Annotated in this window: 26 protein-coding genes; 11 read left to right on the forward strand and 15 right to left on the reverse strand. The window is 48.0% G+C overall.

Annotation, left to right across the window (positions count from 1 at the left end; genetic code table 11):
* Positions 1 to 12: 12 nt before the first annotated feature.
* From ACVA6Q_RS22790 to ACVA6Q_RS22805, 4 genes are all read right to left on the reverse strand, one after another.
* Positions 13 to 597, reverse strand: coding sequence for a YhgN family NAAT transporter (locus tag ACVA6Q_RS22790; RefSeq protein WP_429761683.1), 585 nt, complete (start codon positions 595 to 597; stop codon positions 13 to 15).
* 53 nt (positions 598 to 650) lie between these two features.
* Positions 651 to 890, reverse strand: a complete 240-nt coding sequence (locus ACVA6Q_RS22795; protein ID WP_042502888.1) for a YecH family metal-binding protein — start codon at positions 888 to 890, stop codon at positions 651 to 653.
* A 99-nt stretch (positions 891 to 989) separates the two neighbouring features.
* Entirely contained in the window at positions 990 to 1,628 is a 639-nt protein-coding gene (locus ACVA6Q_RS22800) for a lysoplasmalogenase family protein (RefSeq protein ID WP_353497558.1), read from the reverse strand.
* 939 nt (positions 1,629 to 2,567) lie between these two features.
* Positions 2,568 to 2,939 (reverse strand): DUF4145 domain-containing protein, encoded by a 372-nt coding sequence (locus tag ACVA6Q_RS22805; RefSeq protein WP_353497557.1) that lies wholly within the window; start codon positions 2,937 to 2,939, stop codon positions 2,568 to 2,570.
* Between the two features lie 258 nt (positions 2,940 to 3,197).
* On the opposite strand from ACVA6Q_RS22805, the gene ACVA6Q_RS22810 reads away from it, so the two are divergent.
* Together ACVA6Q_RS22810 and ACVA6Q_RS22815 are read left to right on the forward strand one after the other, a co-directional pair.
* Positions 3,198 to 3,518, forward strand: a complete 321-nt coding sequence (locus ACVA6Q_RS22810) for a DUF2500 domain-containing protein (protein ID WP_042502891.1) — start codon at positions 3,198 to 3,200, stop codon at positions 3,516 to 3,518.
* 96 nt (positions 3,519 to 3,614) lie between these two features.
* Positions 3,615 to 4,634, forward strand: coding sequence for an amidohydrolase family protein (locus ACVA6Q_RS22815; RefSeq protein ID WP_446649019.1), 1,020 nt, complete (start codon positions 3,615 to 3,617; stop codon positions 4,632 to 4,634).
* Between the two features lie 2 nt (positions 4,635 to 4,636).
* Here the strand turns inward: ACVA6Q_RS22815 and ACVA6Q_RS22820 are convergent, their stop codons facing one another.
* Together ACVA6Q_RS22820 and rhtB are read right to left on the reverse strand one after the other, a co-directional pair.
* Positions 4,637 to 5,863, reverse strand: a complete 1,227-nt coding sequence (locus ACVA6Q_RS22820; RefSeq protein WP_446649032.1) for an EAL and HDOD domain-containing protein — start codon at positions 5,861 to 5,863, stop codon at positions 4,637 to 4,639.
* A 15-nt stretch (positions 5,864 to 5,878) separates the two neighbouring features.
* On the reverse strand, positions 5,879 to 6,496 hold the full coding sequence (rhtB, locus tag ACVA6Q_RS22825) for a homoserine/homoserine lactone efflux protein (protein ID WP_353497553.1): 618 nt from the start codon (positions 6,494 to 6,496) through the stop codon (positions 5,879 to 5,881).
* 127 nt (positions 6,497 to 6,623) lie between these two features.
* Between rhtB and ACVA6Q_RS22830 the strand changes: the two genes are divergently transcribed.
* Together ACVA6Q_RS22830 and ACVA6Q_RS22835 are read left to right on the forward strand one after the other, a co-directional pair.
* Positions 6,624 to 7,628 (forward strand): alpha/beta fold hydrolase, encoded by a 1,005-nt coding sequence (locus ACVA6Q_RS22830; protein WP_446649020.1) that lies wholly within the window; start codon positions 6,624 to 6,626, stop codon positions 7,626 to 7,628.
* A 165-nt stretch (positions 7,629 to 7,793) separates the two neighbouring features.
* Positions 7,794 to 8,615, forward strand: a complete 822-nt coding sequence (locus ACVA6Q_RS22835) for a Cof-type HAD-IIB family hydrolase (protein ID WP_446649021.1) — start codon at positions 7,794 to 7,796, stop codon at positions 8,613 to 8,615.
* Between the two features lie 147 nt (positions 8,616 to 8,762).
* On the opposite strand, the gene ACVA6Q_RS22840 is transcribed toward ACVA6Q_RS22835, so the two are convergent.
* The gene (locus ACVA6Q_RS22840; protein ID WP_446649022.1) at positions 8,763 to 9,221 is read right to left on the reverse strand and encodes an EVE domain-containing protein; all 459 of its coding nucleotides are present in this window, start codon (positions 9,219 to 9,221) and stop codon (positions 8,763 to 8,765) included.
* Between the two features lie 43 nt (positions 9,222 to 9,264).
* On the opposite strand from ACVA6Q_RS22840, the gene ACVA6Q_RS22845 reads away from it, so the two are divergent.
* Together ACVA6Q_RS22845 and ACVA6Q_RS22850 are read left to right on the forward strand one after the other, a co-directional pair.
* Positions 9,265 to 10,293: a COG3650 family protein gene (locus tag ACVA6Q_RS22845; protein ID WP_446649023.1), complete on the forward strand. Its 1,029-nt coding sequence runs from the start codon at positions 9,265 to 9,267 to the stop codon at positions 10,291 to 10,293.
* Positions 10,294 to 10,302: 9 nt separating this feature from the next.
* Entirely contained in the window at positions 10,303 to 10,887 is a 585-nt protein-coding gene (locus tag ACVA6Q_RS22850; protein ID WP_446649024.1) for a tRNA-uridine aminocarboxypropyltransferase, read from the forward strand.
* A gap of 6 nt (positions 10,888 to 10,893) precedes the next feature.
* Here ACVA6Q_RS22850 and yigB read toward each other — a convergent pair whose 3' ends face one another.
* The 6 genes from yigB to lptM form a co-directional block, all read right to left on the reverse strand.
* Positions 10,894 to 11,613 carry a 5-amino-6-(5-phospho-D-ribitylamino)uracil phosphatase YigB gene (gene yigB / locus ACVA6Q_RS22855; RefSeq protein WP_446649025.1) on the reverse strand — a complete coding sequence of 240 codons (720 nt, stop codon included), beginning with the start codon at positions 11,611 to 11,613 and terminating at the stop codon, positions 10,894 to 10,896.
* Positions 11,613 to 12,569: a tyrosine recombinase XerC gene (gene xerC / locus ACVA6Q_RS22860; protein WP_353497548.1), complete on the reverse strand. Its 957-nt coding sequence runs from the start codon at positions 12,567 to 12,569 to the stop codon at positions 11,613 to 11,615. The genes yigB and xerC overlap by 1 nt, the downstream gene beginning before the upstream one ends.
* Positions 12,547 to 13,263 carry a DUF484 family protein gene (locus tag ACVA6Q_RS22865; protein ID WP_446649026.1) on the reverse strand — a complete coding sequence of 239 codons (717 nt, stop codon included), beginning with the start codon at positions 13,261 to 13,263 and terminating at the stop codon, positions 12,547 to 12,549. Before ACVA6Q_RS22865 ends, xerC begins: the two co-directional genes overlap by 23 nt.
* A gap of 82 nt (positions 13,264 to 13,345) precedes the next feature.
* A complete protein-coding gene (gene dapF, locus ACVA6Q_RS22870) occupies positions 13,346 to 14,176 on the reverse strand; it encodes a diaminopimelate epimerase (protein WP_446649027.1) in 831 nt (276 codons plus the stop codon).
* A gap of 10 nt (positions 14,177 to 14,186) precedes the next feature.
* Positions 14,187 to 15,440 carry a diaminopimelate decarboxylase gene (gene lysA / locus ACVA6Q_RS22875; RefSeq protein ID WP_042502916.1) on the reverse strand — a complete coding sequence of 418 codons (1,254 nt, stop codon included), beginning with the start codon at positions 15,438 to 15,440 and terminating at the stop codon, positions 14,187 to 14,189.
* A 36-nt stretch (positions 15,441 to 15,476) separates the two neighbouring features.
* Positions 15,477 to 15,596 carry an LPS translocon maturation chaperone LptM gene (lptM, locus tag ACVA6Q_RS22880; protein WP_420822964.1) on the reverse strand — a complete coding sequence of 40 codons (120 nt, stop codon included), beginning with the start codon at positions 15,594 to 15,596 and terminating at the stop codon, positions 15,477 to 15,479.
* Positions 15,597 to 15,670: 74 nt separating this feature from the next.
* On the opposite strand from lptM, the gene cyaY reads away from it, so the two are divergent.
* Positions 15,671 to 15,985, forward strand: coding sequence for an iron donor protein CyaY (cyaY, locus tag ACVA6Q_RS22885; protein WP_353497545.1), 315 nt, complete (start codon positions 15,671 to 15,673; stop codon positions 15,983 to 15,985).
* Between the two features lie 14 nt (positions 15,986 to 15,999).
* On the opposite strand, the gene ACVA6Q_RS22890 is transcribed toward cyaY, so the two are convergent.
* On the reverse strand, positions 16,000 to 18,534 hold the full coding sequence (locus ACVA6Q_RS22890) for a class I adenylate cyclase (RefSeq protein ID WP_446649028.1): 2,535 nt from the start codon (positions 18,532 to 18,534) through the stop codon (positions 16,000 to 16,002).
* Between the two features lie 344 nt (positions 18,535 to 18,878).
* Here ACVA6Q_RS22890 and hemC point away from each other — a divergent pair, with 344 nt between their 5' ends.
* The 4 genes from hemC to ACVA6Q_RS22910 are packed head-to-tail and all read left to right on the forward strand — an operon-like array spanning position 18,879 to position 22,928.
* Positions 18,879 to 19,817 carry a hydroxymethylbilane synthase gene (gene hemC / locus ACVA6Q_RS22895; protein WP_353497543.1) on the forward strand — a complete coding sequence of 313 codons (939 nt, stop codon included), beginning with the start codon at positions 18,879 to 18,881 and terminating at the stop codon, positions 19,815 to 19,817.
* A gap of 6 nt (positions 19,818 to 19,823) precedes the next feature.
* Positions 19,824 to 20,582 carry a uroporphyrinogen-III synthase gene (locus ACVA6Q_RS22900; RefSeq protein WP_353497542.1) on the forward strand — a complete coding sequence of 253 codons (759 nt, stop codon included), beginning with the start codon at positions 19,824 to 19,826 and terminating at the stop codon, positions 20,580 to 20,582.
* Positions 20,566 to 21,747: a uroporphyrinogen-III C-methyltransferase gene (locus tag ACVA6Q_RS22905; protein WP_446649029.1), complete on the forward strand. Its 1,182-nt coding sequence runs from the start codon at positions 20,566 to 20,568 to the stop codon at positions 21,745 to 21,747. The genes ACVA6Q_RS22900 and ACVA6Q_RS22905 overlap by 17 nt, the downstream gene beginning before the upstream one ends.
* On the forward strand, positions 21,747 to 22,928 hold the full coding sequence (locus tag ACVA6Q_RS22910) for a heme biosynthesis protein HemY (protein WP_353497540.1): 1,182 nt from the start codon (positions 21,747 to 21,749) through the stop codon (positions 22,926 to 22,928). The genes ACVA6Q_RS22905 and ACVA6Q_RS22910 overlap by 1 nt, the downstream gene beginning before the upstream one ends.
* A gap of 61 nt (positions 22,929 to 22,989) precedes the next feature.
* Here ACVA6Q_RS22910 and ACVA6Q_RS22915 read toward each other — a convergent pair whose 3' ends face one another.
* Positions 22,990 to 23,982, reverse strand: a complete 993-nt coding sequence (locus ACVA6Q_RS22915; RefSeq protein WP_446649030.1) for a phosphotransferase — start codon at positions 23,980 to 23,982, stop codon at positions 22,990 to 22,992.
* Between the last annotated feature and the right edge of the window lie 228 nt (positions 23,983 to 24,210).

Raw genomic sequence — 24,210 nt, forward strand, 5'->3', positions numbered from 1 at the left:
TATGTCTCGAGATTAACCCATGTAGCTTTTCAGCCCGTTTAGGAACATTTGGGTGGAAATCATCACCAGCATCAAGCCCATCAAGCGCTCGACCGCTTTCAAGCCCCTTTCTCCCAGCAGTTTGTGGAAGAAGTTATAGAACATCAAAATAAAGAACGTTGCGCCCCAAGCAATTAACACCGCAGCAGACAGCTCAACCAAACTATCTGGATTTTGCGTTGAGAGCAGCAAAACGGACGCAATCACTGATGGCCCCGCAATCATAGGGATCGCCATAGGGACAATGAATGGCTCTTCACCTGCGGCTAACCCCGTCACACTGCCCGCCTGTGGGAAAATCATCCTAATCGCAATGATAAATAAGATAATACCGCCCGAAATACTCAGCGTTTCTGGCTCAACGTGTAAGAAGCTAAGTATGCCTTTGCCTGCAAAAAGGAACAGAAGCAGAATGAGCAAAGCAAAACACAACTCGCGCACCAGTATCTTGCGACGACGCTCAGGATCGACGTGTTTGAGTATTGAAAGTATGATGGGAAGGTTGCCGAGCGGATCCATGATGAGGAATAACATGGTCGCCGCTGAAAGAATATCCATGGATTACAGCCTGCTAACGAAATTTTCTGGGAGTATAGCAGGCTATTTATCGTTTAGTGAGAACAGACGCGCTCGATGTTTAGGCTCCACAGTCCATCATTCTCAATCACTTTTTGCTTTTCGACAAAAAAAGCCAGTAAAGAGTCAAGGTCAAAACCATCGCGACTGCAAGTGCGAAAAGTGGCATTGGCGCCAAACTGCTCAATAACGGTTTGCTCAAGTTGCGTTCGGCTCATCGGCTGCTCGCGCAACAGATTAAGAACTTTATGAGCGTGGATGTCAGATGCTGTCATGATGAATACCTTACTAAATGTTCAGGTCGCCATGCTAGCCCAGTCTATTGCCAATCTCGATGATCTATCGCAAAGGCGCAGACATAAACCAATAATCGGTTACTGCGCCGCGAAAGACAAAGCAGAAGCGACCAGCAAACTTTGCGCTGCATAGTAGCTACCAGATACCGCATAACGGGCTCGCCTAGACTGAAAGTGATATTGGTCGAGCGCCAAAAGTAGTGCAGATAACATCAATACCAGCGCCCCGCAAAAGCCCAAGGTAGATGATGAAGTACCGGCGATCAGCCACGCCTCTCCTGCAGCACAAAGCAAGTGCACTAAAGACAGTCCCATGAATGCCACTGGCATTAAAAACGAGTCCAAACGCGGTAAAAGTAATAGAAATGTCACTATGGCAATACACAGCAGTAGTGCTGGCAACCAGAGCACAAACTGACTGTTCACGACTCCCCACATCGCCCAGCTATAAACCAGCTGAGCAAGTATAAAGCCAACAAAGCTCAATTTAGTATGCTGTTGCCACTGTGCTATCGCGTCGCTCACCGCGAACACTCCAAGCCCAAGCAACATCCACATTTGATAGGACTGCAAATGGTCAGTGGCCAATATCATTGTGGCCAACAGTGCATGCGTCAGCAAACTGAACAGCACCATTCTGACCTTGTCCCCTTTTTCATCCGCAAAAATATACAGCAAGCCCGAAAGCGCGACTGCCAGCCAACTCCACATACACATACCCAGTTCTTATTATCGCTCCCAGTGTATGAAGCTCACTTATCCTGTCCAGTGGTAAGGGGTAAAAGTTGGACTTGTCTTAAACTAAACCATTCTCGTTTTGACATTGGCAAATTTCACGCCTTTATAGGCCTTGTTACTGACAAAAGCATGAACTTAAAAAGCAAACGTTTACTTAACTATTAGCCAATAGAGCTTCTATTTCTTCTGCTCTACTGGAGCATGGCAACATATTCCTTTCATATCCGCTCCCCAAAAGACCAGTAAGCCACTGTTTTAAAATAGTATTAATCTAAAACGAACCAACACGAAGAAACGTTAACTTTCTAATAACCTAACAAAAATATCGGTTTTCTATCACTGAGCAAGAAAACCCAGACCAATTTCTCACCCCTCAAGATAACTGCGGCGAAAAACCTTGGCTCCAACATCACTACAAACACCACTGAGACCAGTGAGAACACCAAAGCCTCAAAAGTACACATTGGTTTATTGAGCAACATGTAAACACAATTTAATCCAATTAAAACAACGTGTTATTGAGGATATACATCACAAAACGTCATGCGGACAAAATTAACACAAAATAAATACACTGTTTCTTTGTGGCATTAAGATCAAATTACCGTTAGAAAAGGTCATAAAATAGAAAGAATTTGAGAATATTATTGCCTAAAAGCCAAAAACAGTGCTATTCTTATTTCCAACGACAGAATTATTGAAAGGAGCAGTGTTATGATTTCATCTTCTCAGAAGCAAGGTCTAGTGATGATAGCCGTAGTAGTAGGGCTAATGACACTGCCGATACTCTACTAGTATTGACTGAGTCAAAACCGTAAGATCAAAAAAAGGGACGCTTTCAGCGTCCCTTTTTCGTTTCTGTTTGATGAATAGTCAGACTAGCCGCTCGCTTGAGCGTCAATCGACTACCTCACACGACTATTTGGCGAGAATGTGCAGCACTTTTTCCCAGTGCACGTAATAAAACCCCATCGCGATTAAAGTAATCAAGGCCATCAGCCACATCGCGGTGCGCCAGATAAAACGGCTACTGCGTGGTGTGAGTTCTTGTTCACACTCATCGCAAGCACGTAAAAAACCAGACTTGTCGTCTAATTCAAAATCGTCCTCATGAACGATTTTATTGCGAATGGTGGCGATATAACGCAATTTACTAACCACATCATGAGGCAGACGCTCTTCACAGCTCGTCACTAGCTGATGCAGACCTTTACCATCCGCTCGATATTGCTGCCTGAGCAATTTTTCCAAACGTCTTGTGCGGATAACCACACTTTCTATATCAGACATATCCATCCCTCCCAACACCAGCGAAATGTGAAAAAGCCGTGCTGGCTCATGTCTTTACTTCCGGTTCACTCCATTGTTAACCATCTGTATTAAGAATTCGACAATTGTTAGGTAAATTCAAGTAAAGATTTAACCCTAATTCCACTGCCTTTTGTGTGATATGAGCCTAAAATTCTCGGCAAAACACACGATGACAGCTTATTTTCTGCGGTTTTTATGCGATCTTACTTCCAGCGCATTGGAATATACGGGGTTTGTATGCCTATCTCTCTCATTCTAGCGGTGGTGCTACTGATTGGCGTCGCCGGCTATCTCTTTGTTTTTGTTCAACGAAAGCACACGTTTGGTGTCGATGCACCGGAACGAAAAGCGGCGGTCACTATTCTCGATAAGCAGGTGGTGGCTACCGAAGATCCAACCCAAGAAGACGAGTATTGGATCTATATTCAAAAAGGCACCTTCGGGCCCAAGCGAGAGTTTCAGATCGGCGTTCACTATTATCACCACCTTAACCCTGGTGACAAAGGGATGCTGACCTATCAAGGTGATAAATTCTTACACTTCGCTCTTAAGCGTTAGTAAAAACAGCAAACCGCTTAGATTTACGTCACTTAGCTGTCGTGATAGCGTTAGCCGTGATAGTTTTAGCAAAGCTAAATCACAGGGACGTAAATCATGAAATTAGCCTCAAGCGCGACACGCAATGCAATGCTTGCGTGTTTTGCCATACTCACATCAGGTTGCAGTGCCGCCTATCAGGGGCGCATCAATGACGCCGAAGTCCACCTTGTCGACTATTTCCAACGCTCTGATGGCGCTGCAGCATTAATCAGCACCATGGACGAACAAAACATCGACCATGCCTACGTCATGGGCTTACCCGTGATGAAAAAGTGGGATGCCAGCGCACCAAAAGCGCCCCGCTTTGTCTACGGTGACGATACTCCTGTGTATTACTACTCCTTCACCGATGAACTCATCGCACGTGAAGTAGAATCATTGCCAACCGAAAGCCAAGCCAGACTGCACCCATTTGTCAGTGGCTTCAACACCACAGACATGAATGCAGCTGAGCATATCGAGCGAGAGCTCAACTACCGTCCTGGGTTTTGGCAAGGTATTGGCGAAGTGATTACCCGCCATGACCACCTAACCGCGCTGACCTCAGATGAAAAACCGCGAGCCAACCACCCTGCACTGAGCAAGGTGTATAACCTCGCCGCGCGCCACGATATGCCGGTACTGCTGCACACCAACATCACCTCACAGCGAGAAGACAATCCTCTCTACTTGCAAGAGCTAGAACAAGCACTAAACCAGCACCCAGACACCCGCTTTCTCTGGGCGCACGCAGGAACGACGACGACTCTGACCAGAACCATCACCATGAAGTTTCTGCACCAGACCGTTGCGGATTTGCTAAGCGAGCACGATAACCTGTATATCTTGGCATCATGGAGTTTGATTGAGGTTATGATGCCTCAGGGGCAAATTGATCGCCGCTGGCTATCGCTGATTGAAGCCTATCCAGAGCGGTTTATGATTGGTAGTGATGTAGTTGGACAGTTCCAATATCAGGCAGGAGCCTTGGCAGTATGGTCGCCGATCTTGTCCGCACTTCCGACGCACGTTGCCGACAAGATGGCCTACCAAAACATGCTGAGTGTGTTACCGAAGAAACCGCAGCAGAAGTGAGATTAACTCAACGCTTGAACTTTTTGGCTCCAGCGCTGTGCATCAGCCAGCGCTGCAAACAACTGATTTTGTGACACACCAAGTTGCACCCGGTGCTGCTCAAGCCCTTGCCAGTCTGCAGATTCAAAACACTCACCAATCAACAATAGACGACCATACGGCCCCTGGCGCTCAAGCAAAGCGCGCTTTATCTCTTCACATAACGGCAGTTGAGTAATCAATTGCTCAAGAGAGAGATCCATCAACGCATCCAAAATCGAGAACAGACCTATCATGAAGGCTTGATCTTTGTATTGTCTAAATGGCGGGTATTTGGTCATTAAGCGACAAAATTGCGCTCGCTGCAGCGATAGCTCATACAGAGCTTTAGGCTTGTTGCTTGAAATAAATGACGCCACGGTGAGTGACACAAACAGTTTGAGCTTGTCTTGTCCAAGGTAGACCAAAGCCTGGCGAAACGATGAAATCTCCGACTCTAGACGCGGACTCATGGTATTCACAAACTGCAGTAGCTTGTAGGATAAAGAGACATCCTTGGCGACAATCTGTTCAATTTTATCAAAGTCGACTTCAGGCACACACACTTGCTGAAACAGCTCCATGGCCACCAGCTGCTCAGGGCTAATATAGACCTGCTTTTCCATGATGGGTTTGCTAAAGAAAAAGCCCTGAAAGAACTTGAATCCGGCCTGTTTGGTGAGCAAAAACTCCTGTTCCGTTTCGACTCGCTCAGCCAGATAGTGCCTTGGACTGCCTTTGGCTTTCTGACGTTTAACAAATTGACAGGCTTGTTCGACACCCATCGACATGATGTCGAGCTTAACGATCTGCACAAAGGGCAGGAAACGCTCCCACGCTTCCTTATAAACAAAGTCATCAAGAGCAATCATGTAACCGCTGCGCGATAACTCTTTGATGGCCTCATAAAGCTCATCATTGGGCTCGCAGGTTTCTAAGATCTCAATCACCACTCGCTCTTTTGGCAAAATGAGTGGTAAGCGACGTATTAGACTCTGCTGTGGGAAATTAATGAAGCAGCGGGAATTAGAAATCGTGGGATTGACCCCAAGAGCAAGGAAATTTTCTGCGATAAGGCGATAAGTCGCTCGGTTGGCCTCAACATGAGCCGGAAACGCATTGCGCTCACCATCACGAAACAGCAGCTCGTAGCCCAAAGTATGCCGACGTGCATTAAAGATGGGCTGACGAGCTACGTAGGTGGCGTACATATCCAAACCGCTAGCCTACGACTTGGCTGCGGCCAACAAAGCGCCGCACCCCACAAACATAGAGCCAAACACTTTGTTAATGCGTCCCATAACTCGATCTGAACGGATATAACGCCCCATCTGAGAGGCAAGCGAGGTATAACCAAGCATGACCAAAGAATCGATAACAACGGTGGTAATGCCTAAAATCATCAGCTGTTGAAACTGGTCGCCCGCCGGATCGATAAACTGCGGAAACAGTGCCACCAAAAACACTATCGATTTCGGGTTGGTGAGGTTGATCAGCACCGCACTGCGCAGCAGTTGTCCTGCACTGCGACTTTCATGTGCAGCTTTAGCGGATACAGATTCTGTATCTCGCCATTTTTGAATGCCAAGCCAAATGAGGTACACCACCCCAACCCACTTGATCACACTGAATGCCAATGCAGATTGTGCGACAAGTGCGCCAATACCTGCACCCACCAGAACAATATGAATCGCCAGCCCGATCTGCAAACCCGCAATGGCTGCAAGGGATTTACGCGTCCCATAGCTCAAGCCATTGCTGATCGAATTAACGGTGCCCGATCCCGGCGCCAAACTGAACACGATTGCTGTCACCACGTAAGCGAACCAAACATGATAATCCATTGTATTTCCTCACCACTGGTTTACTCTTAACTAAATAAGACATCCCGTGGACTAATTACCCTGTACATCGACACAAAAATGTCGAAAAAACAGTGCATTATACACAAATATTGAAGTAGGCCTATGTATGCACAAAAAAAATGCTACTGACATCTCTTATACTCAAGAGCCACAATTTGAGCAAGTAATAAACACACAAATCGCTCAATTATGGGAGAGTCGCCATGAGGGCAAGCTCCGAGCAAAAGATGGCACAAAGCTTTATTGGTGTAAGTTAACCCACGAGAGCCATACCAAAGCCCTTGTGGTCGTCAACGGGCGCATCGAGTCAGCCTGGAAATATCAGGAGCTGTTTTTCGACTTCTACCAGCAAGGCTACAACATTTATTCATTTGATCATCGCGGTCAGGGACTGTCTACTCACCTAGCACCCAACCCTGAAATGGGTCACATCAATGAGTTTGACGACTACCTCGATGACATGCAGCTGCTGCTAGAGAGCTTTGATTTAAGCCACTATGAGCAGCGCCACTTACTCGCACACTCGATGGGCGGCAATATTTCTACTCGATATCTGCAAACTCGCCCCAATCATGGTTTCGATAAGATTGCACTGAGCGCCCCCATGTATGGCGTGAACGTCCCTTGGTACCTGAAGCCGATCGCCATTTGGCTCTCGCAGATCATGACAGCGATTTACCCAACCCCAACCTATGCACCCGGCTATCAAGGTTATGTAGCAAAACCGTTCGACATCAACCCGCTCTCTTCAAGTAAAGTGCGTTACCACTGGTTTCGTGACCTGTATGAAAAGATGCCAGAGCTAAAAATTGGTGGTCCGAGCACGCGTTGGGTATGGCAAGGCTTGATGGCGGCTAAACAATGTATTCAACAGACTAGGCAGGTCAATATTCCACTGCTTGTCGTCCAAGCTGGCGCCGATCAAATTGTGAGTAACCAAGACCAACTGCGTTTTATCAATAAACTGTCAGGCACCAATGCCAACGCAGCCCTTGTGACTGTCGATGGCGCCAAACACGAAGTGCTGTTTGAAAAAGACCAATATCGCAACCAAGCACTGGATGCGATAACCACATTCTTTGGCGACAACACGTTCTTTACTGATAAATAGAACTGAAAGCCATAAATTGCGGAAAAGTCGGTAAATGAGGAAACAAATCAATTCACCATTTACCCTCTTTTTCTGCGCCTAGATCCCCTACAATTGTCACCATTGTGACGGCTTTATTGGCCGCGCCAAGCGACTCGCTTTTACCTGTGACACCAAGAGAGAACTATGACCCTGAATCGAGATTCCATCAAAATTGTTGCCTCTGATCTAGACGGTACCCTACTGGCACCGGATCACCTTCTAAGCGCCAACTCAAAACAAACCTTAAAAGAGCTACACGCGAAAGGTTACACCTTTATCTTCGCCACGGGTCGTCATCACGTAGACGTGGCGGGCATTCGCGAATCGGTCGGTATTCCTGCTTACATGATCACCTCTAACGGCGCCCGTGTTCACGATGAGAAAGATGAACTGCTATACAGCGAAAACATTCCACAAGACATGGTTCAATCTGTAGTGGATGCTTTGAACACCGACAGCGAACTGTTTGTTCACATGTATCAAGATGACACTTGGCTACTAAACCAAGAAGATGAGTTCTTACGTAAATTCCATACTGAGACGGGCTTTACCTATACCTTGTTTGATGCCAGCAACGCACCAACTCAAGGTATCGCTAAGATTTTCATCACCCACCCAAAGCAAGACCATGAACACTTGGTTGAGTTTGAAGACGCACTGCGCGAAAAGTTTGGTGATTCGCTCAATATCGCATTCTCAACACCTTGGTGCTTAGAAGTGATGGCAAAAGAAGTGTCTAAAGGTGAAGCGCTGAAAGCTGTCGCAGAGAAGCTAGGGTACGGACTTGAAAACTGTATCGCATTTGGCGATGGCATGAACGATGCCGAGATGCTGAGCATGGCGGGTCATGGTTTTGTGATGGAAAATGCTCACGAGAAAGTGAAAAAAGCCCTACCAAACAATACCGTCATTGGCAGCAATGCCGATGATGCCGTTGCAGAGTTTTTAAAGAAACACCTACTGTAACGAATTAGTATCGAATCCAAACTCCCATGCTCACCCCTATATGGCGCATATCCTCGCCATTGAGCATGGGAGCTTGCTGAACTTTATTCCCAACAGCAAAAAGCTTCATAAACAAAAGTCCCACGAACAAAAGTCTCACGCACAAATCTAGCGAACTACTCGCGCCAAAATCGCTGACCACTCAGACTCTGCTACTGGCATCACAGATAAGCGATTACCTCGTTTTACCAACGGCATATTCTCAAGCTCAGGCATCCCTTTAAGGGTACTTAGTGGCAGAACGCGCTTAAACTTTTCGACATATTCAATGTCTACCATTAACCAGCGCGGGTTATCAGGATCCGATTTAGGGTCGTAGTAGTCGCTGTTAATATCAAACTGGAAGTGGTCGGGATAGGCCTCTTTGGTGATACGAGCAATACCAGCCACGCCTATCGTCTTGCATGAGGAGTGATAAATGAGCACTAAATCGCCCAGCTTCATCTCGTCACGAATCATATTCCGCGCTTGATAATTACGAACGCCTTCCCAGCATGAGCTTCCTTTTACGCGCAGCGTGTCGATGGAAAACTCATCTGGCTCTGTTTTAAATAACCAATATGCCATAATGGTGTGGATACCTGTGATCGTTCTAAATAAGGAAAATTCAATGACAATGTCGCGTCTACCGCTCGCGGTTGCTCCGCTCATATTGCTTCAAGCCTGTTCGTCTTTCAACTCAGAGTCGCCGCAAAGCGCGCCTCAAGTGCCTTCTGCTGAGCTATCACGTCCAGAAACGATCACACCGCAAACCTATGTGATGCGCGGACAAGCTGTCATTGGTCATGAGACACGTACCATTCAGCCTTGTGGCAGTCAGCACCAATATTGGCTCGAACTGCCCAAAAACGTTCGCCCTGAAGCTGAGAAATTAACCCGCAAGCCTTATCAGCCCGTGTATGCTGAAGTTATCGGCTATCTTGAGCCGCCAAGCCATCGCGGTTTTGATTCCGATTACACCGGGCGCTTTGTGGTGAAACAGGTCAACATGCTCACCGCAGAAAACCCAAAGCGTTGCGATCAACCACTAAGACCAACTCAGGTGCTGGGTAACGAACCTTTCTGGTCACTAAAGTTCGACAACAGCAAACAAGCAAGCTTTGCGATGATGGGTGAAGAGAAGCAGTCGCTCAAGCTCAAAGATCGCAAGCTTACCCAAACGACACGCCGATACGAGTTTGACGACGCCAATCTGCAAATGAGCAATAAGCTGTGTAACGACACCATGAGTGACACCCTGTATGGCTGGACTGGCGTCATCACCATAGACGGCCAAACTCGACAAGGCTGCGCCACGTTATCCAACTCGGATACTACGCTAAGCTGGACTGGCAACTATGTTGCACAGTCCACTGAAACGGCTGGGTTCACGGTCTCAATGACGCTACTCCCAGACCATACCGCCATCACTCGCTATGAGTACCCAGACAATTCACCAGCAACCGAAGAGCGCGGTTTTTGGCAGCAACTGAATAACAAGCAAGCGCAAGTCATCATGACGCGCCACCAGCAGCAATACTTAGTGTCACAGCGAATTTTCACCCTAGACGGCAATAAGCTGATCGCAAAACAAGAGAAAGTGGGCGATATCGTTTACCCCATCGCTAATGGCGGCCTGGTGCTGTTTAAAGGCGAATAGATCCCGACCATGAAGCCGATGTGTACAACCTGTGGTTTTATCCACAATTGCTATTGTGAGGCGATCCCAACGATCGCCTCTGATCTTTGCTTTACCCTACTCACTCACCCTAATGAGCTTTCTCGCGCAACCAATACTGGAAAGCTGATCGATAGATTATTTGCGAGTAGCCAGGTAACCCAATGGCAACGGAAACAGCCCTGTGAGCGCTGCTTGCCAAAAACCAGCCCTAGCCTGCCCGTATTAGTATTTCCAAGTGAAGACAGTGTGCCGCTTGAAGAGTGGCAAGCGCAGCAGCAAGGACAAACAAGTAACTTCATCGTGCTGGATGGCACCTGGCAGGAAGCGAAAAAGATGCTCAATCGCAGCGCTTGGCTGCAAGCGCTACCCAAAGTGCATCTGGATACAGAACTGCTATCGAGATATGCATTGCGAAGAAACCAACAAGCCGGGAATTTGTGTACTTTTGAGGTGTGTGCTGAGATAACGCGACAAGTGGCAAGCAAGCACGACGCCAACGCCATGCTCACGTTCTTTGACGAGTATACGCTGCGCTTTCAAGCAGAACGCAGCGGACACGCTTTGACGCGATAATGCCTATTAGCGCGTGAGCTCAAGCAGCTGCTCAATGCGGCTTATCTCAACGTCTGGCAGCAGCTTCATTCGGCGAACATCACGAGGTTCAAGACCTTTATAGTTAAACCAGCAAGCACTAAAACCGTTACGCTTGGCTCCTGCTACATCCGTCACCACATGATCGCCCACATGCAAGATCTGCTGGCGCGGCAAGGCCAGAAAATCTGCCGCTTTGTCGAACATATCCGCATAAGGCTTGGCTCTGCCATCAGGGCCTGCCTTTAACACTAAGGAAAAGTAGCGCCCCAAACCGATTTTATCGACATCGACATTGCCATTGGTGATGGCCACCAGTGGCATCTTCTTACTCAAGGTTGTCAAAAACTGATGTGTTTCATGTGGAACATCAAAGTCGCTGCGCCATTTCAACACATGATTTACTAGCGTTTTCGCAGCCTCGGTAGCTTTGGGATCATCGTAACCCAAATGCCCCAGCCCCTGTTTTATCTGCTGATAACGCCACTCGGTGACATCGTGTTTCAGCATCGGGTTTGTCTCTGCTAACTGAAATTTGAACGCTTGCCACTGGGCTTTGTCCCACTGCTGGCTAATCGGGTGGTGTTGCTGCAACCACTGAGTCGCTTTTCTCTCTACCTCACGAATGATCGGCCAATTGTCATAAAGGGTGTCATCAAGGTCAAAGGTCATCGCCTTGATGGTCTCTAGACTACGATAAAAGCGCATTAGGAATCCTCTTGTTGCTTAGGCTTACCTTTCTTATGTGCTCTAGGGTGAGCTTGATCATACGCTTGGGCAAGATGTTGGAAATCAAGGTGGGTATAGATCTGTGTGGTTGAGATGTTCTCATGACCCAGCAGCTCTTGTACCGCACGTAAGTTATTGCTCGACTCAAGCATGTGAGTCGCAAACGAGTGACGCAGTTTGTGCGGGCTGACATGACTTGCCAAGGACTGCTTTTGTCCCCACTCCGCCATGCGCTTTTGTACACTGCGATGGGAAATGCGCGTACCCAGTTTGGAGACGAACAATGCTGGCTCCCCCGGCTTTGCTAGCTCACCACGCACTTTAAGCCACTTTTGCGCCCATTCCGTCGCATACCCAGAGAAAGGTACCTTACGCTCTTTGTTACCTTTACCGATAACGCGAATTTCGCCACTCGACAAATTGAGGTGCTTAACATCAATCCCCACCATTTCCGCCAAACGTAGCCCTGCGCCATACATCATTTCCATCATGGCGCGGTCGCGAATCGCCAGCGGGTCGGTTTCATCCACTTCCAGAAGCTGGGAGACTTCATCCACATCTAAGTTCTTAGGTAGAGGTCTTTGCTTACGCGGCGCACTGACGCCTTTTGCAGGGTTTGCAGTCAGTTCACCACGCAGAATAAGGAAATCGAAGAAGCTGCGCAGCGACGATAGACGCGTGGCAATGCTGCTCGCTTTCATCCCCTCACGCATCCCTTTACCCGCAAGCTGCCTTACCCACCCAGCATCCACTTGAGTCCAAGCTTTCACACCCATTTCATTTAGGTGTTGCCCCATTGTTTCAAGCTGCTGGCGGTAATTGCGTTGAGTATGCAGGCTAAGCCCTTTCTCGCTACGCAGATACTCGTAGAACTTATCTAGCGGCTTTTGCAGCCCGCTAGGTAGGTTTGCTTTAGGCGTGGCTTGGTCTGACATTGTCTTCCTCTTGCACCTGCCAATCGAGGTGCTCGCATAGATAGGAAACCACCAGCGCTAGGTGGCGCAAAAACAGGGTATCCATATCCGGTTGGAAGTGACCTCCGTCGTCACTTGAGAAGATGAGCAGACCTTGAGCAAACTTTCGTTTGAGCGGCAGAACCACGTAAGAACCAAGCTCTGGCACCTGGCCATCGCTGATTTGCTGCTCAGTAAATAGCATGCTGCGGTCAGCTTGACGTAGCCGCCCTAAGTACGCCTCTTTGCCATTGAGATGATTGGTGGTAAAGCGTTTCCAGCTTTCCATCGACAATGGGTCGGCATGGTCATCGCTGTCGATAAGCTTAAGGTAACCACGCAGATTCAGGCCGGTTGCGGTGTGTTTAATGGCTGAAACGACACTTTGCAGATCATGGCACTTCAACAGGTTTTCTTGCAGCGACATAAACTCATAGAAGGTTCTATCATTACGAGCAGCTAGCGACATCAAGGCGGTGATCTCTTCTTCCAGTGCTTCAATGCGTTCACGCTGTCGTTGCAGTTGAATCCCCACTAAAGACACCGCACCTTGCTGCTGGTGAGGTAAGGAAAGCGACTCTACTAACGACTCTCTACCCTTAAAAAAATCTGGATGATCAGAAAGATACTCTGCTACCACTTCTGCTGTTAGGTGACTCGCTTCAAACTCAGACAAAATGATTCCCTTTAATCCCTGTCAGATAATAAAAAAAATGGCGGGTCTCAAAAGACCCGCCATTAGTATAATGGGTTATTGGCTAACAAGAAATCTGCCCATCGAAAACGTGAGCCGCTGCGCCTGTCATATACAGTGGATGACCTGGACCTTTCCAACTGATCTTCAAGTCGCCGCCCGGCAAGTGCACTTGCACCGTTTCATCCAGTAACCCTTGCACGATACCCACCGCGACCGCACCACACGCGCCACTACCACAAGCTTGGGTTTCACCCGCACCGCGTTCATAGACGCGAAGATTCACTTCATCACGGCTAAGCACTTGCATAAAGCCTGCGTTAACGCGCTCAGGGAAGCGTTCATGCGACTCCAACAGCGGACCTAAATTATCCACATCCGCGGTTTGCGTATCATCAACCACGGTGACGACGTGGGGATTACCCATACTGACGGCACCACAGAATAAGGTATGGTCGCCAGCACGTAGAATATAGGTCTTTTCTTTTTGCTTAGCTTTAAATGGGATCTTGCTCGGCTCGAACTCAGGTTGACCCATGTTGACCGTCACCAAGTCATTGTCTTCTAACTTGAGCACCATTTTGCCTTTCTTAGTGCTGACACTGATGCTGTACTTGTTGGTGAGCCCTTTCATCTGCACAAAGCGAGCAAAACAGCGTGCGCCATTGCCACACTGCTCTACCTCACTGCCATCCGCGTTGAAAATGCGGTAATGGAAATCCGTTTCAGGATCGTAAGGTGCTTCAACAATCAACAGTTGGTCAAAACCAACGCCTGTGTGCCTATCTGCTAAACGGCGGATAAGCTCAGGTGAAAAGAAAACGTTCTGGGTAATACAGTCAACAACCATAAAGTCGTTACCCAAACCGTGCATTTTAGAAAAGTGGAAGTGCATAGTGGTTCTGTTACTCCGGCAAAATGCTTTCTAGTTCCCAAAGACTCTCTAAGGTTTCACGCTTACGTACAAGGTGCGCCGTCTCGCCGTCAACCATCACTTCTGCAACTCGTGGTCGCGTATTGTAGTTAGAAGACATAACAAAACCGTAAGCACCAGCAGAGCGAACGGCCAGTAGATCGTTTGGCTCAAGTGCTAAGGCGCGATCTTTACCGATGAAGTCGCCCGTTTCACAGATTGGGCCAACCAAATCGTAAGTCGTAGCTTCACCCTCACGAGGCGTAACCGGGATGATATCTTGCCATGCTTGATACAGCGCCGGGCGCATAAGATCGTTCATTGCCGCATCAATGATGGCGAAGTTTTTATGCTCAGTGTGCTTTAGGAACTCAACCTTAGTCAGTAGTACGCCAGCGTTAGCCGCAATCGCACGACCCGGCTCAAAAATCAGTTCAAGCTCTGGATGGTTCTCTAAGCGAGCTAGCAGTGCTTTGGCGTAATCCGATGGCTGTGGTGGCAACTCATCACGATAAACCACACCAAGGCCACCACCGACATCTAAGTGACGAATATCAACGCCGTCGCCACGTAATTGGTCAATAAGGGCTAACAAACGATCGGTCGCATCAATGAATGGTTCGATATCCGTTAGCTGTGAGCCGATATGGCAGTCGATACCATGAACCGCTAGGTTAGGTAAGCTGCTGGCAAACTTGTAGACCGCTGGTGCGCGATCAAACGCAATACCAAACTTGTTATCACGAAGACCGGTTGAAATGTATGGATGAGTATTCGCATCGACATCAGGGTTAATACGCAATGAGATTGGTGCTACGACACCCATCTCGCCAGCGACTTGGTTTAGACGCTCTAGCTCAGGTTCCGATTCAACATTGAAGCACTTAATACCAAGCTCAAGCGCACGACGCATCTCTTGCGCGGTTTTACCTACACCTGAGAACACCACTTTACTAGGATCGCCACCCGCGGCAACCACACGTTCTAGCTCGCCGCCAGAAACAATATCAAAGCCTGAACCCAAACGTGCCAGTACGTTAAGCACACCGATATTCGAGTTCGCTTTCACTGCATAACACACCAAGTGTGGGTGGTCGCCAACAGATTTATCAAATGCATTCCAGTGACGCTCTAGCGTCGCACGAGAATAAACATAAAGTGGTGTGCCGTATTGCTCGGCAAGTTCGGTAAGTGACGTATTCTCGGCCCAAAGCTGGCCATCGTCCTGATAGTTGAAATAATCCAAATCCTGTATCCCTTTACACTGTGTCGATGGCTATCGTTATTGTGCTTGCTCGTTGGTTGGTGCGTCTTCAGCAGGCATATACAAGTCGCCAGTCTGGCCGCATCCCGCTAGTCCTACTATTACAAGCATAAACATTGCTGTAATCGTCTTTTTCATTTTGCATATCGTGATTATTGAATCAATGCCCCCTATAATCGCACCACGAATTAGAAAAGCAATAGGATTACAAAATGAACGACACGGAATTTCACCAACTGGTCGATGCTCAACTACAAAACATCGAAGAAGCCATCGACGAATCGGGTGCCGATATCGATTATGAAGTGACGGGCAACGTCATGACACTGGAATTTGAAGATCGCAGTCAAATCATCATCAACCGCCAAGAGCCGATGCACGAAATCTGGCTTGCGTCAAAATCAGGTGGCTTTCACTTCAAGCTGATTGAAGATAAGTGGATATGCTCAAAGACCGGTCTTGAACTGATGACTATGGTCAAAGAAGAGTGTGAGAAACACGCGAGTGAAGACATCGATTGGGTATAAGCCCAACCGATGCATCAAGCATTGACTGCTTTTGAATTACGAGAGTTGGAAGAGCCGCCGTCGTTACGGTAAGGAATGATGTAAGGCTCTCCTTCTTCCGCATGCACAAGCTGGTAGTACTGCGGCAAGTTGAAGTTAATCAGCTTCGATGACACCTCACTGTCGTCGTTGACGTTTGAGGTGTAGAAACTGTTTACGCTAGCAATCATCTCATCTTTGCTGCCGCGCATCTGGTGGTAAACCTCAATCTGATTTGATTCATCCAACACATAAATGTTGAAGCCGTTGTCAGTGTCTTCGAAGAAGAACTGAATCAAACCTTCGCTGGCAAACCCATCGACCACTTGAGGCAGCTGATACTCCACTTCTTTATCCAGCATGAGTAGCGGTGAACCTTGCAGCTTATTGGTTGAGATACTGCGGTAGAAGTCCACCGAGTTCTCCAATTTCTGCACCGAAACACCGCGACGTTCAAAGAACAAGCCATACATCTGGTTGGCGACTTTCAGTGCTTTGAAGCGGCGACGCTTTTCCTGGTCAATCGGCTTCAAGCGCAGCTCAATACACTCAGCTAGCAACTGATAGACAGTGTTTCTTAACACGCCGCGTAAGTTCTTGCTGTAGCAGAACACGTCTACCGACTCTGGCGGGAACGCGTCTTGGTGCATTTTGCCGAGCACAGTTTTCAGCGCATCCAGCATTGCAGTTTCGCCTTCAAAATGAAGGGTACGCACTTCATGCCAAGAGTTACGGTACACCAAATCAACCGAGCCAATTAGGCTTTTGCCTTCGCTGCCAAAGCTTAAGATGTCGACATTTTTCAAATCGACTTTGGACGCCTTCGCAGAAAGCTCCTGCGTTGGGTCGTTCTCAAAGTTGATGAACATGGCGAGCTGGCTGATCTCACACGGGCTGCCCAATGCTTGCATACTCGGACGGCGCTTGCGCAGTGAGAAGGTATTACGCAGATCGCTGACCATCTGATAGAACTTATCGATATCAATATGCGCATCACGCACTACCGAGTTCAGACGTGTCGACTCAGTGATAAGTCCATTAAAGAACGCCCAAGCAACCAGCTTACTTAAGTACTCGTTATGCTCGAGTGGCGCTTGGCCTAGGATTCGATGCGGGATCAGCGGCTGCTTATACAAATACCAACCCGACTGGTAGCTCTTGCCTTCCTGAACCTCGATAAACGTTAGATCAGGCTCATGCAAGTCAGGTGAGATTTGTGGATTGAGCAGAGTGACTTTGCCAGGCAGTACCTCAAAAGCGGCATACAGCTTACGAGCAAGAATACTGATGTCTTGCGGACTGATTGCCGAGGTGATGTCATTACGTCTCGCAAACTGAATCAGGTTACGATAGCTGAGCATCAGTGCATCAAGCAGAGAATTATGCACTTGCATCACCTGCTCAACCTTCCAATTACGGCGGTTGTCGAGCTCTTTAAGCACCTCTTGCGACCAATTCCAATTGGTGGTCATTTGCGTCAGCGCTTCACGGCGCCACGGCATCGAACCGACACCAGGCTCGCGAGATAATTTCTCGTGCGTTTTGAGATAGAAACAGCGACGTACCAAATCCAAGCGGGTCTCATCGCCGATACGCTCAAGATAGCGCGTTACTTTCTCTAGCATCAGATAATACGCGTCCATCCCATAGAGATCAGGCTCATGGGCAAAGAAGCGACGTTTAGTATCAATGCTTAATAATTGGGTGTGCGGGTATTCCCAAGAATACGCCTCAAGCAAAATAGCTTTAAGTACCGACTTATAAGGGGAGTCGATACTCTTATAGAGTTGCCATAGGCTCGAGCCAAAGTACTCTTCTGCAGGAATGCGATTCAGACGCCCGAAGTCGATCCACTCATCGCAGTTGATGTGGCCTTCATTGCACATTTTGGCGACGTAATCTTCGTAGCACTCTTCCATCTCTGGCGGCACGATTTGCCACAACAGACGCTGGCCGCCGAGGCGGACCGCTGAACGATAGAACTCATCCAGTAGCAATAGGTGTTGTGATGAACCACAGTTATCACCCGTCATCTCCTCAGAGATGTTGCTGCGAAAACGGTCTTCATCCATCAAGAAGAAGTTCGCTTCAACCCCAAGGCCTTTTGCCCAGTCTGTTATCAGCAAACACTTATTGCTGAGCAGTTCTCTGGATTTAGTCGACATTTGCGGGGAGATACAGACCCAGATATCCAAATCACTTGACGTGCTTTGACCTATCGATGAGGTACTTCCCATAGTGTACAGACCAAGGATCTCGTTTTGACTTGGCTGTGGCAAAGGTTGACCCAATGCGAGCGCGATATCATCGAGGAATTGCTGCTGGAGTTCGTTGGCTTCAAAACCAAACAAGCCGCTTGGGCTATTGGCTTCGTAAAAACCGGGAATGATCGGGTGGTTGAAGTGAAACAGTGCTGGAATAAGCTGGAATACACGTTGGCCTTGCAGATCCATAAGTGCCAGCGCGCGCTCAATACGCTGCTGGTTTAGGGTATCTAACCTTTGTATAAGGGTTTGAGTGTATGCCTGCAAGGGTGATTCCTAGGTTCAATCTAACTGCTATTTTGCATAGGTTTTAAACAAACAAGCGTTCAAAACGTGATCAATGTATCATTTTTATTATAAGCGGTAAAGTGATACTCGGCACTACGACAACTCAATACCCACTGCGGTGGCGTTTGGTTTAGCCTTCCAAATCATAGCGGACAATTCTAACAGTAGTTACCACAACAAATGCGATTAATCTCACACTATTGATAATATCTGTGATCGCTAAAGTTCTCGTTTGCGCCTGGGTTTGGGAAATCGCTAAGCATTTCTTTGAGTCAATGATACGATTGAACTATCAGAACAAACGAGATGCTTACGAGAACACTATGACCCAGACTCAGCCTATTCGAATTGCTACCCGTAAAAGTCCCCTTGCACTATGGCAAGCTCACTATGTGAAGGACGCATTGATTGCTGCACACCCTGGACTCGAGGTTGAATTGGTGACTATGGTAACCAAAGGCGACATTATCCTAGACACGCCCCTAGCAAAGGTTGGTGGTAAAGGGCTGTTCGTTAAAGAGCTTGAAGTGGCGATGCTGGAAGGTCGTGCTGACCTAGCTGTGCACTCGATGAAAGATGTCCCGGTTGATTTTCCAGAAGGCCTGGGACTTGTGACCATCTGTGAGCGTGAAGATCCACGTGATGCATTTGTCTCTAATACCTATGCAAGCATTAGTGACCTACCGCAAGGCGCTATCGTCGGTACGTGTAGTTTGCGTAGGCAGTGTCAGCTCAAAGAGCAGCGTCCTGATCTGATCATCAAAGAGTTGCGCGGCAACGTAGGCACCCGTCTGGGTAAACTCGACAACGGTGAGTACGATGCCATTATTCTTGCCGCTGCTGGCCTTAAGCGTCTTGAGCTTGAGTCACGTATTCGCAGCTTTATCGAGCCTGAGGAATCTCTTCCTGCAGTTGGTCAAGGCGCGGTTGGCATTGAGTGCCGCCTTGATGATGAGCGCCTGATCAAATTACTGGAGCCACTAAACCACACAGAAACCGCCGATCGTGTGCGCTGTGAGCGCGCCATGAACCTGACGCTAGAAGGTGGCTGTCAGGTGCCAATTGGCAGCTACTCTCTGATTGATGGTGACAACATTTGGCTACGCGCTCTAGTCGGTGAGCCCGACGGCAGCAAAATCGTACGCGGTGAAATCCAAGGTAGCCGCCAAGATGCCGAAGCATTGGGTGTACAGCTAGCGAACCAGCTCCTCGCCGATGGCGCTAAAGAAATCCTTGAGAAGCTTTACCAAGATCACGAGTAATGCCTGATGAGAGTACTGGTGACAAGGCCTGAAACCCAAGGTATTGAACTCTGCGCTCTGATTGAAAAGATGGGGGGCTATGCCCTCCATTACCCCCTTATTGATATTCATCTGACTTCCCTCGATTCATCTCAACTCACCAAACTTCGCTGCGCCGACATTGTTATAGCAGTCAGCCAATACGCCGTGCATGGCCTTTCAAAGCCGCTTTCAACACACCCAGACAGCATGCCGAATCACGCTATTTATCTTGGGGTTGGTCAAAAAACCGCACATGAATTGAGCAAAATAGTGCAACAAAACGTACACTATCCCTCGGTTAGCGACAGTGAACACCTGCTCGCCATGCCTGAGCTAGTCGGCGTTGCCGGCAAGCGTGTTGTCATTCTTCGTGGCAATGGCGGGCGTGAGCTCATCTTCGATGAGTTGACGAAACGAGGCGCCCATGTGCATTATTTGCAGCTATATCAGCGCCAATATCGAGCCGTCGAATCTGCCGCGATAGAACAATGGCAACAAGCCCAGATTGATACCATGGTGGTCACAAGTGCGGAACAACTGGATCATTTAGTGGCTGCAATGCCAGAATCACAACATGCATGGTTGAAACAACAATGGCTATTGGTTCCCAGTGAACGAATCGCCAAGCAAGCGATAGCCCAAGGATTTAATAACATTACTAATAGCCAAGGTGCATCGAACTCTACTCTATTTGCTGCTCTCCAGCGTCTAAAAACAGGACTAAACAATGACGAACAAAAATAAAGACGAGCAAATCCAGTCTGAAGACAAAAAAGACGTAACTCTAGCCCCAGAGAACACTGAACAATCTAACGAGCCCGAGACGAACACCGTCGACGACCAAACCACGCAACCAAAAGCCCCTGGGTTTGAAGAAAAGCAGGGTAAGCGTGGTGTGAAGCTTGGTACAGCTGCCATCATTATTGCTCTGCTACTAGGTGGTGGCATGACCTTTATGATGCAAAAGCAGGCTGGCGACTACGAAGCTCGTATCGCAAGGCTTGAAGCCCAAATCAAAGCATCACAAAGCTCGCTAAGCTCTGAAATGCAGCAAGTTCAAGCTGACACGTTAGAGCAAGCAAAAACCATGACTCACAAAGCAGAAGTGGTATTAGGTCAGCAGAAGAAGAGCATCAAGAGCCTGCAACTTGCTGTCGCCGATGTAAAAGGCCGCCGTCCTAATGATTGGCTATTAGCAGAAGCGGATTACTTGGTAAAGCTGGCTGGACGTAAACTGTTCCTAGAACACGATGTGGTCAGTGCAACACGCTTGATGGAGAGTGCTGATCAACGCATCGCTGCGCTCAACGACCCAAGCCTTGTTTCCCTGCGCCAATCCATGGCAAACGACATCACTAAGCTGCGCACAGTACCTTTGATTGACCGTGATGGTTTAGTGCTTCGCCTGACTTCCCTGCAGCGCGAAGTCGACCAACTGCCACTTGCCAACGCTATTCTGCCTGATGCTCCGGCGGTAGAAAAACGTCAGGTATCGCAGGATATCTACGACTGGCAAGATAACTTGATGACTTCTTTGAAAGATTTCTCAGAGAACTTCATCACCTTCCGCAGCCGTGACGGCAATGTTATCCCACTACTGTCACCAGAACAGCACTTTTACCTACGTGAGAACATCAAGTCGAAAATTGAGACGGCAATACGAGCTGTGTACGAAGAGCAAGGTGAGATCTACAAGATGTCACTGGAGACCGCAGATCAATGGTCAGAATCCTTCTTCGATATGGATAATAACAGCGTTAAAGAGTTTAATGCGGCACTGGGTAAGCTGAGTCAGCAAAACATCCAAGTGAACTACCCTGTGAAACTTGAAACACAAGCGCAGCTGTCTGATGTGATTAGCGAACGCCTGCGCCGTGAAGTGACAACCATTATCACGGAGGAGAAATAATGATTCGATTAATCTTCCTCTTCGTTGTACTGGGCGCAGGGCTGTTTGTCGGCACCCAGTTCACTGGTCAACAAGGCTATGTGCTGATATCGATTGCCGATAAGACCATTGAAATGAGTGTCACGACACTGGTTGTCTTTGTGATTGCCGCGCTTGCCGTGCTGTTTCTGCTGGAGTACATCATCAAGAAGATCCTCTACACCAGTGTGACCACATTCAACTACTTCAGCGTGCGTAAGATGCGCCGCTCTCGCCGCTACACTAACGAAGGTATTGTTAAGCTGTTAGAAGGTGACTGGAAGCTTGCTGAGAAAAAAGTGACTCGCTGGGCGAACTATCATGATATGCCTCTGCTGTGTTATCTCGTGGCCTCTGAAGCTGCGTTAGGTCAAGGCGATAAAGCGAAACGCGACCACTACCTTGAGCTGGCTTCTCAGCAAGAAAACTCGGATCTCGCGGTTCAGCTTACTCGTGCTAAGCAAGCTGTGCGTGAAGAAGAGTGGGAACTTGCGGCCTCAACACTTGAGACACTAAAAGCCGAGTATCCAAGCAATACGATCGTTCTAAGCCTACTAAAAACCACCTATCGTGAACTTGGCGAGTGGCAAGCACTGATCGATCTACTGCCAAAGCTTAACAAAGCCAAGCTTATCGATATTGAAGAGCAAGTGGAACTTGAAGAGCGTGCTCAATGTGGCCTGCTTGAAGACATTGCTAGCCAACAAGGTAGTGAGGGTCTAATCGGTCATTGGAACAAACTGCCTCGTAAAACGCGTCAAAGCACACACCTAGTGGGTTGCTTTACAAAGCAGCTTATCGCTCGCAAAGCGGATGCTGAAGCCTTTACCGTGATTAAAGAGACGCTGAAGAAGCAAGGTCACGATGACCTTTATACTCTACTACCAGAGCTGAACCTAGCGGATGCTCACCCAGTGGTTGTGATGCTAGAAGATGTTGTTAAAAAGCAACCAGACAACGCCAAAGCTCAGAGTGCTCTCGCTCAGTTTTACTTCCGCGAAGAGAAATGGCCTGAGGCACAGCGCCACTTTGAGCGCGCACTGTCGGTTCGCCCAGACGTTTCGGATTATGCGTATCTAGCTGATACGCTTGAGAAGCAAGATCTCACTAAAGCAGCAGGTGAAGTGTCTCGTAAAGCGTTGACCTTGATTGACAGTAAGTAACTGGAACACTTCTATAAATGATAAAGAAGCTCCCTCGGGAGCTTTTTTTACAACTGGCTTTTTACAACTGAAAATCGTCGAGTGCCTCTAAAGTCAACCTATTCGTAAAGGCATTCACTCGCACATGAACTGGGCTCCAGCCAAGCAAAAAACGCTGATAGTCAGCCCACGCGAGTCCTAGTAGCTTTCGCCACTCATGACACACATCACTTGCATCCACATTAGGCTGATAGCGAGCCAGCGCTGCCTGTAACGCTTCAAAATAAGTTTCAACATGGGTGTCGATAGATAAGTGAGGATCATCAAAATCGAGCACTGTGCAAAGAAATAGTGCGACATCTTTCACCCCCACGCCACCGCCAACATACTGAAAATCAACCGCACTGACCTTAGTGCCGGTTTCGTTGAAACAAAAGTTAGCCAGCTTCGCATCGCCATGTACTAGGGTTTGGTAACGGCAATCATTGAGTATGTCATCTATGCGCTCAGCAGCTGATTTACAACGACTTGACGTCATTGCCTGCCACTCATCTGGGCGAGTGGCTAAATGCCAATAGGTGCCTTGCTGCCACAGTCCAGTAGTCTCAGTGCCCAACCAAAAAGCATGAAACTGAGCTAACCAGCAAAGTACCGTTTCAATCTCTTGGTTTGATGGAGTTTTTACCACCCGAGCACAACCAGCAAGTTTGAGATCTTCCAATACCAACTCATAGTGTGAATCACGACTTTCAGCAGCTAAACAACGTGGCGCCCAACCGATAGGCATTCGAGCAACATAGTGCTGGTACCAATGAAACTCCACTTGATAAGACTTAAGCTTTCTTTGGTTTGAAAGCTCGGTATTCCAACCTTTCGGGTGATGCTTAGGTGCAACCTTAGGTAGGTCAATGGCCTTAACGATCAGACTAGGCAGCTCTGGGTTATCGGTATAAACGCGAAATAGTTCGCCATATCCGCTCCAAAGGCTCTGTATTGGCTCTTTTGAAACCGCATTGTGTTGGTCACCAAGCTGTTTTTTCAAGGACTCTGCTGGCTCGTAAGAACAAGAACTCAAGGTTTGGTTACCTTTAATGGTTGAGGAGTAAAGCTTACTTTGACAGACAAAGACAGTAAACGGAAGGGCAACGGAGTTCGATAGTGGCTAGGTTAGCGCTTTAAGAATCTCAGATATGAAAAAAGCCCGCTGATTTCTCAGCGGGCTTTCCAATGTGGCGGAGAGATAGGGATTTGAACCCTAGAACCGCTATTAACGGTTGCCGGTTTTCAAGACCGGTGCTTTCGA

This window comes from Vibrio sp. DNB22_10_4 (assembly GCF_052879755.1).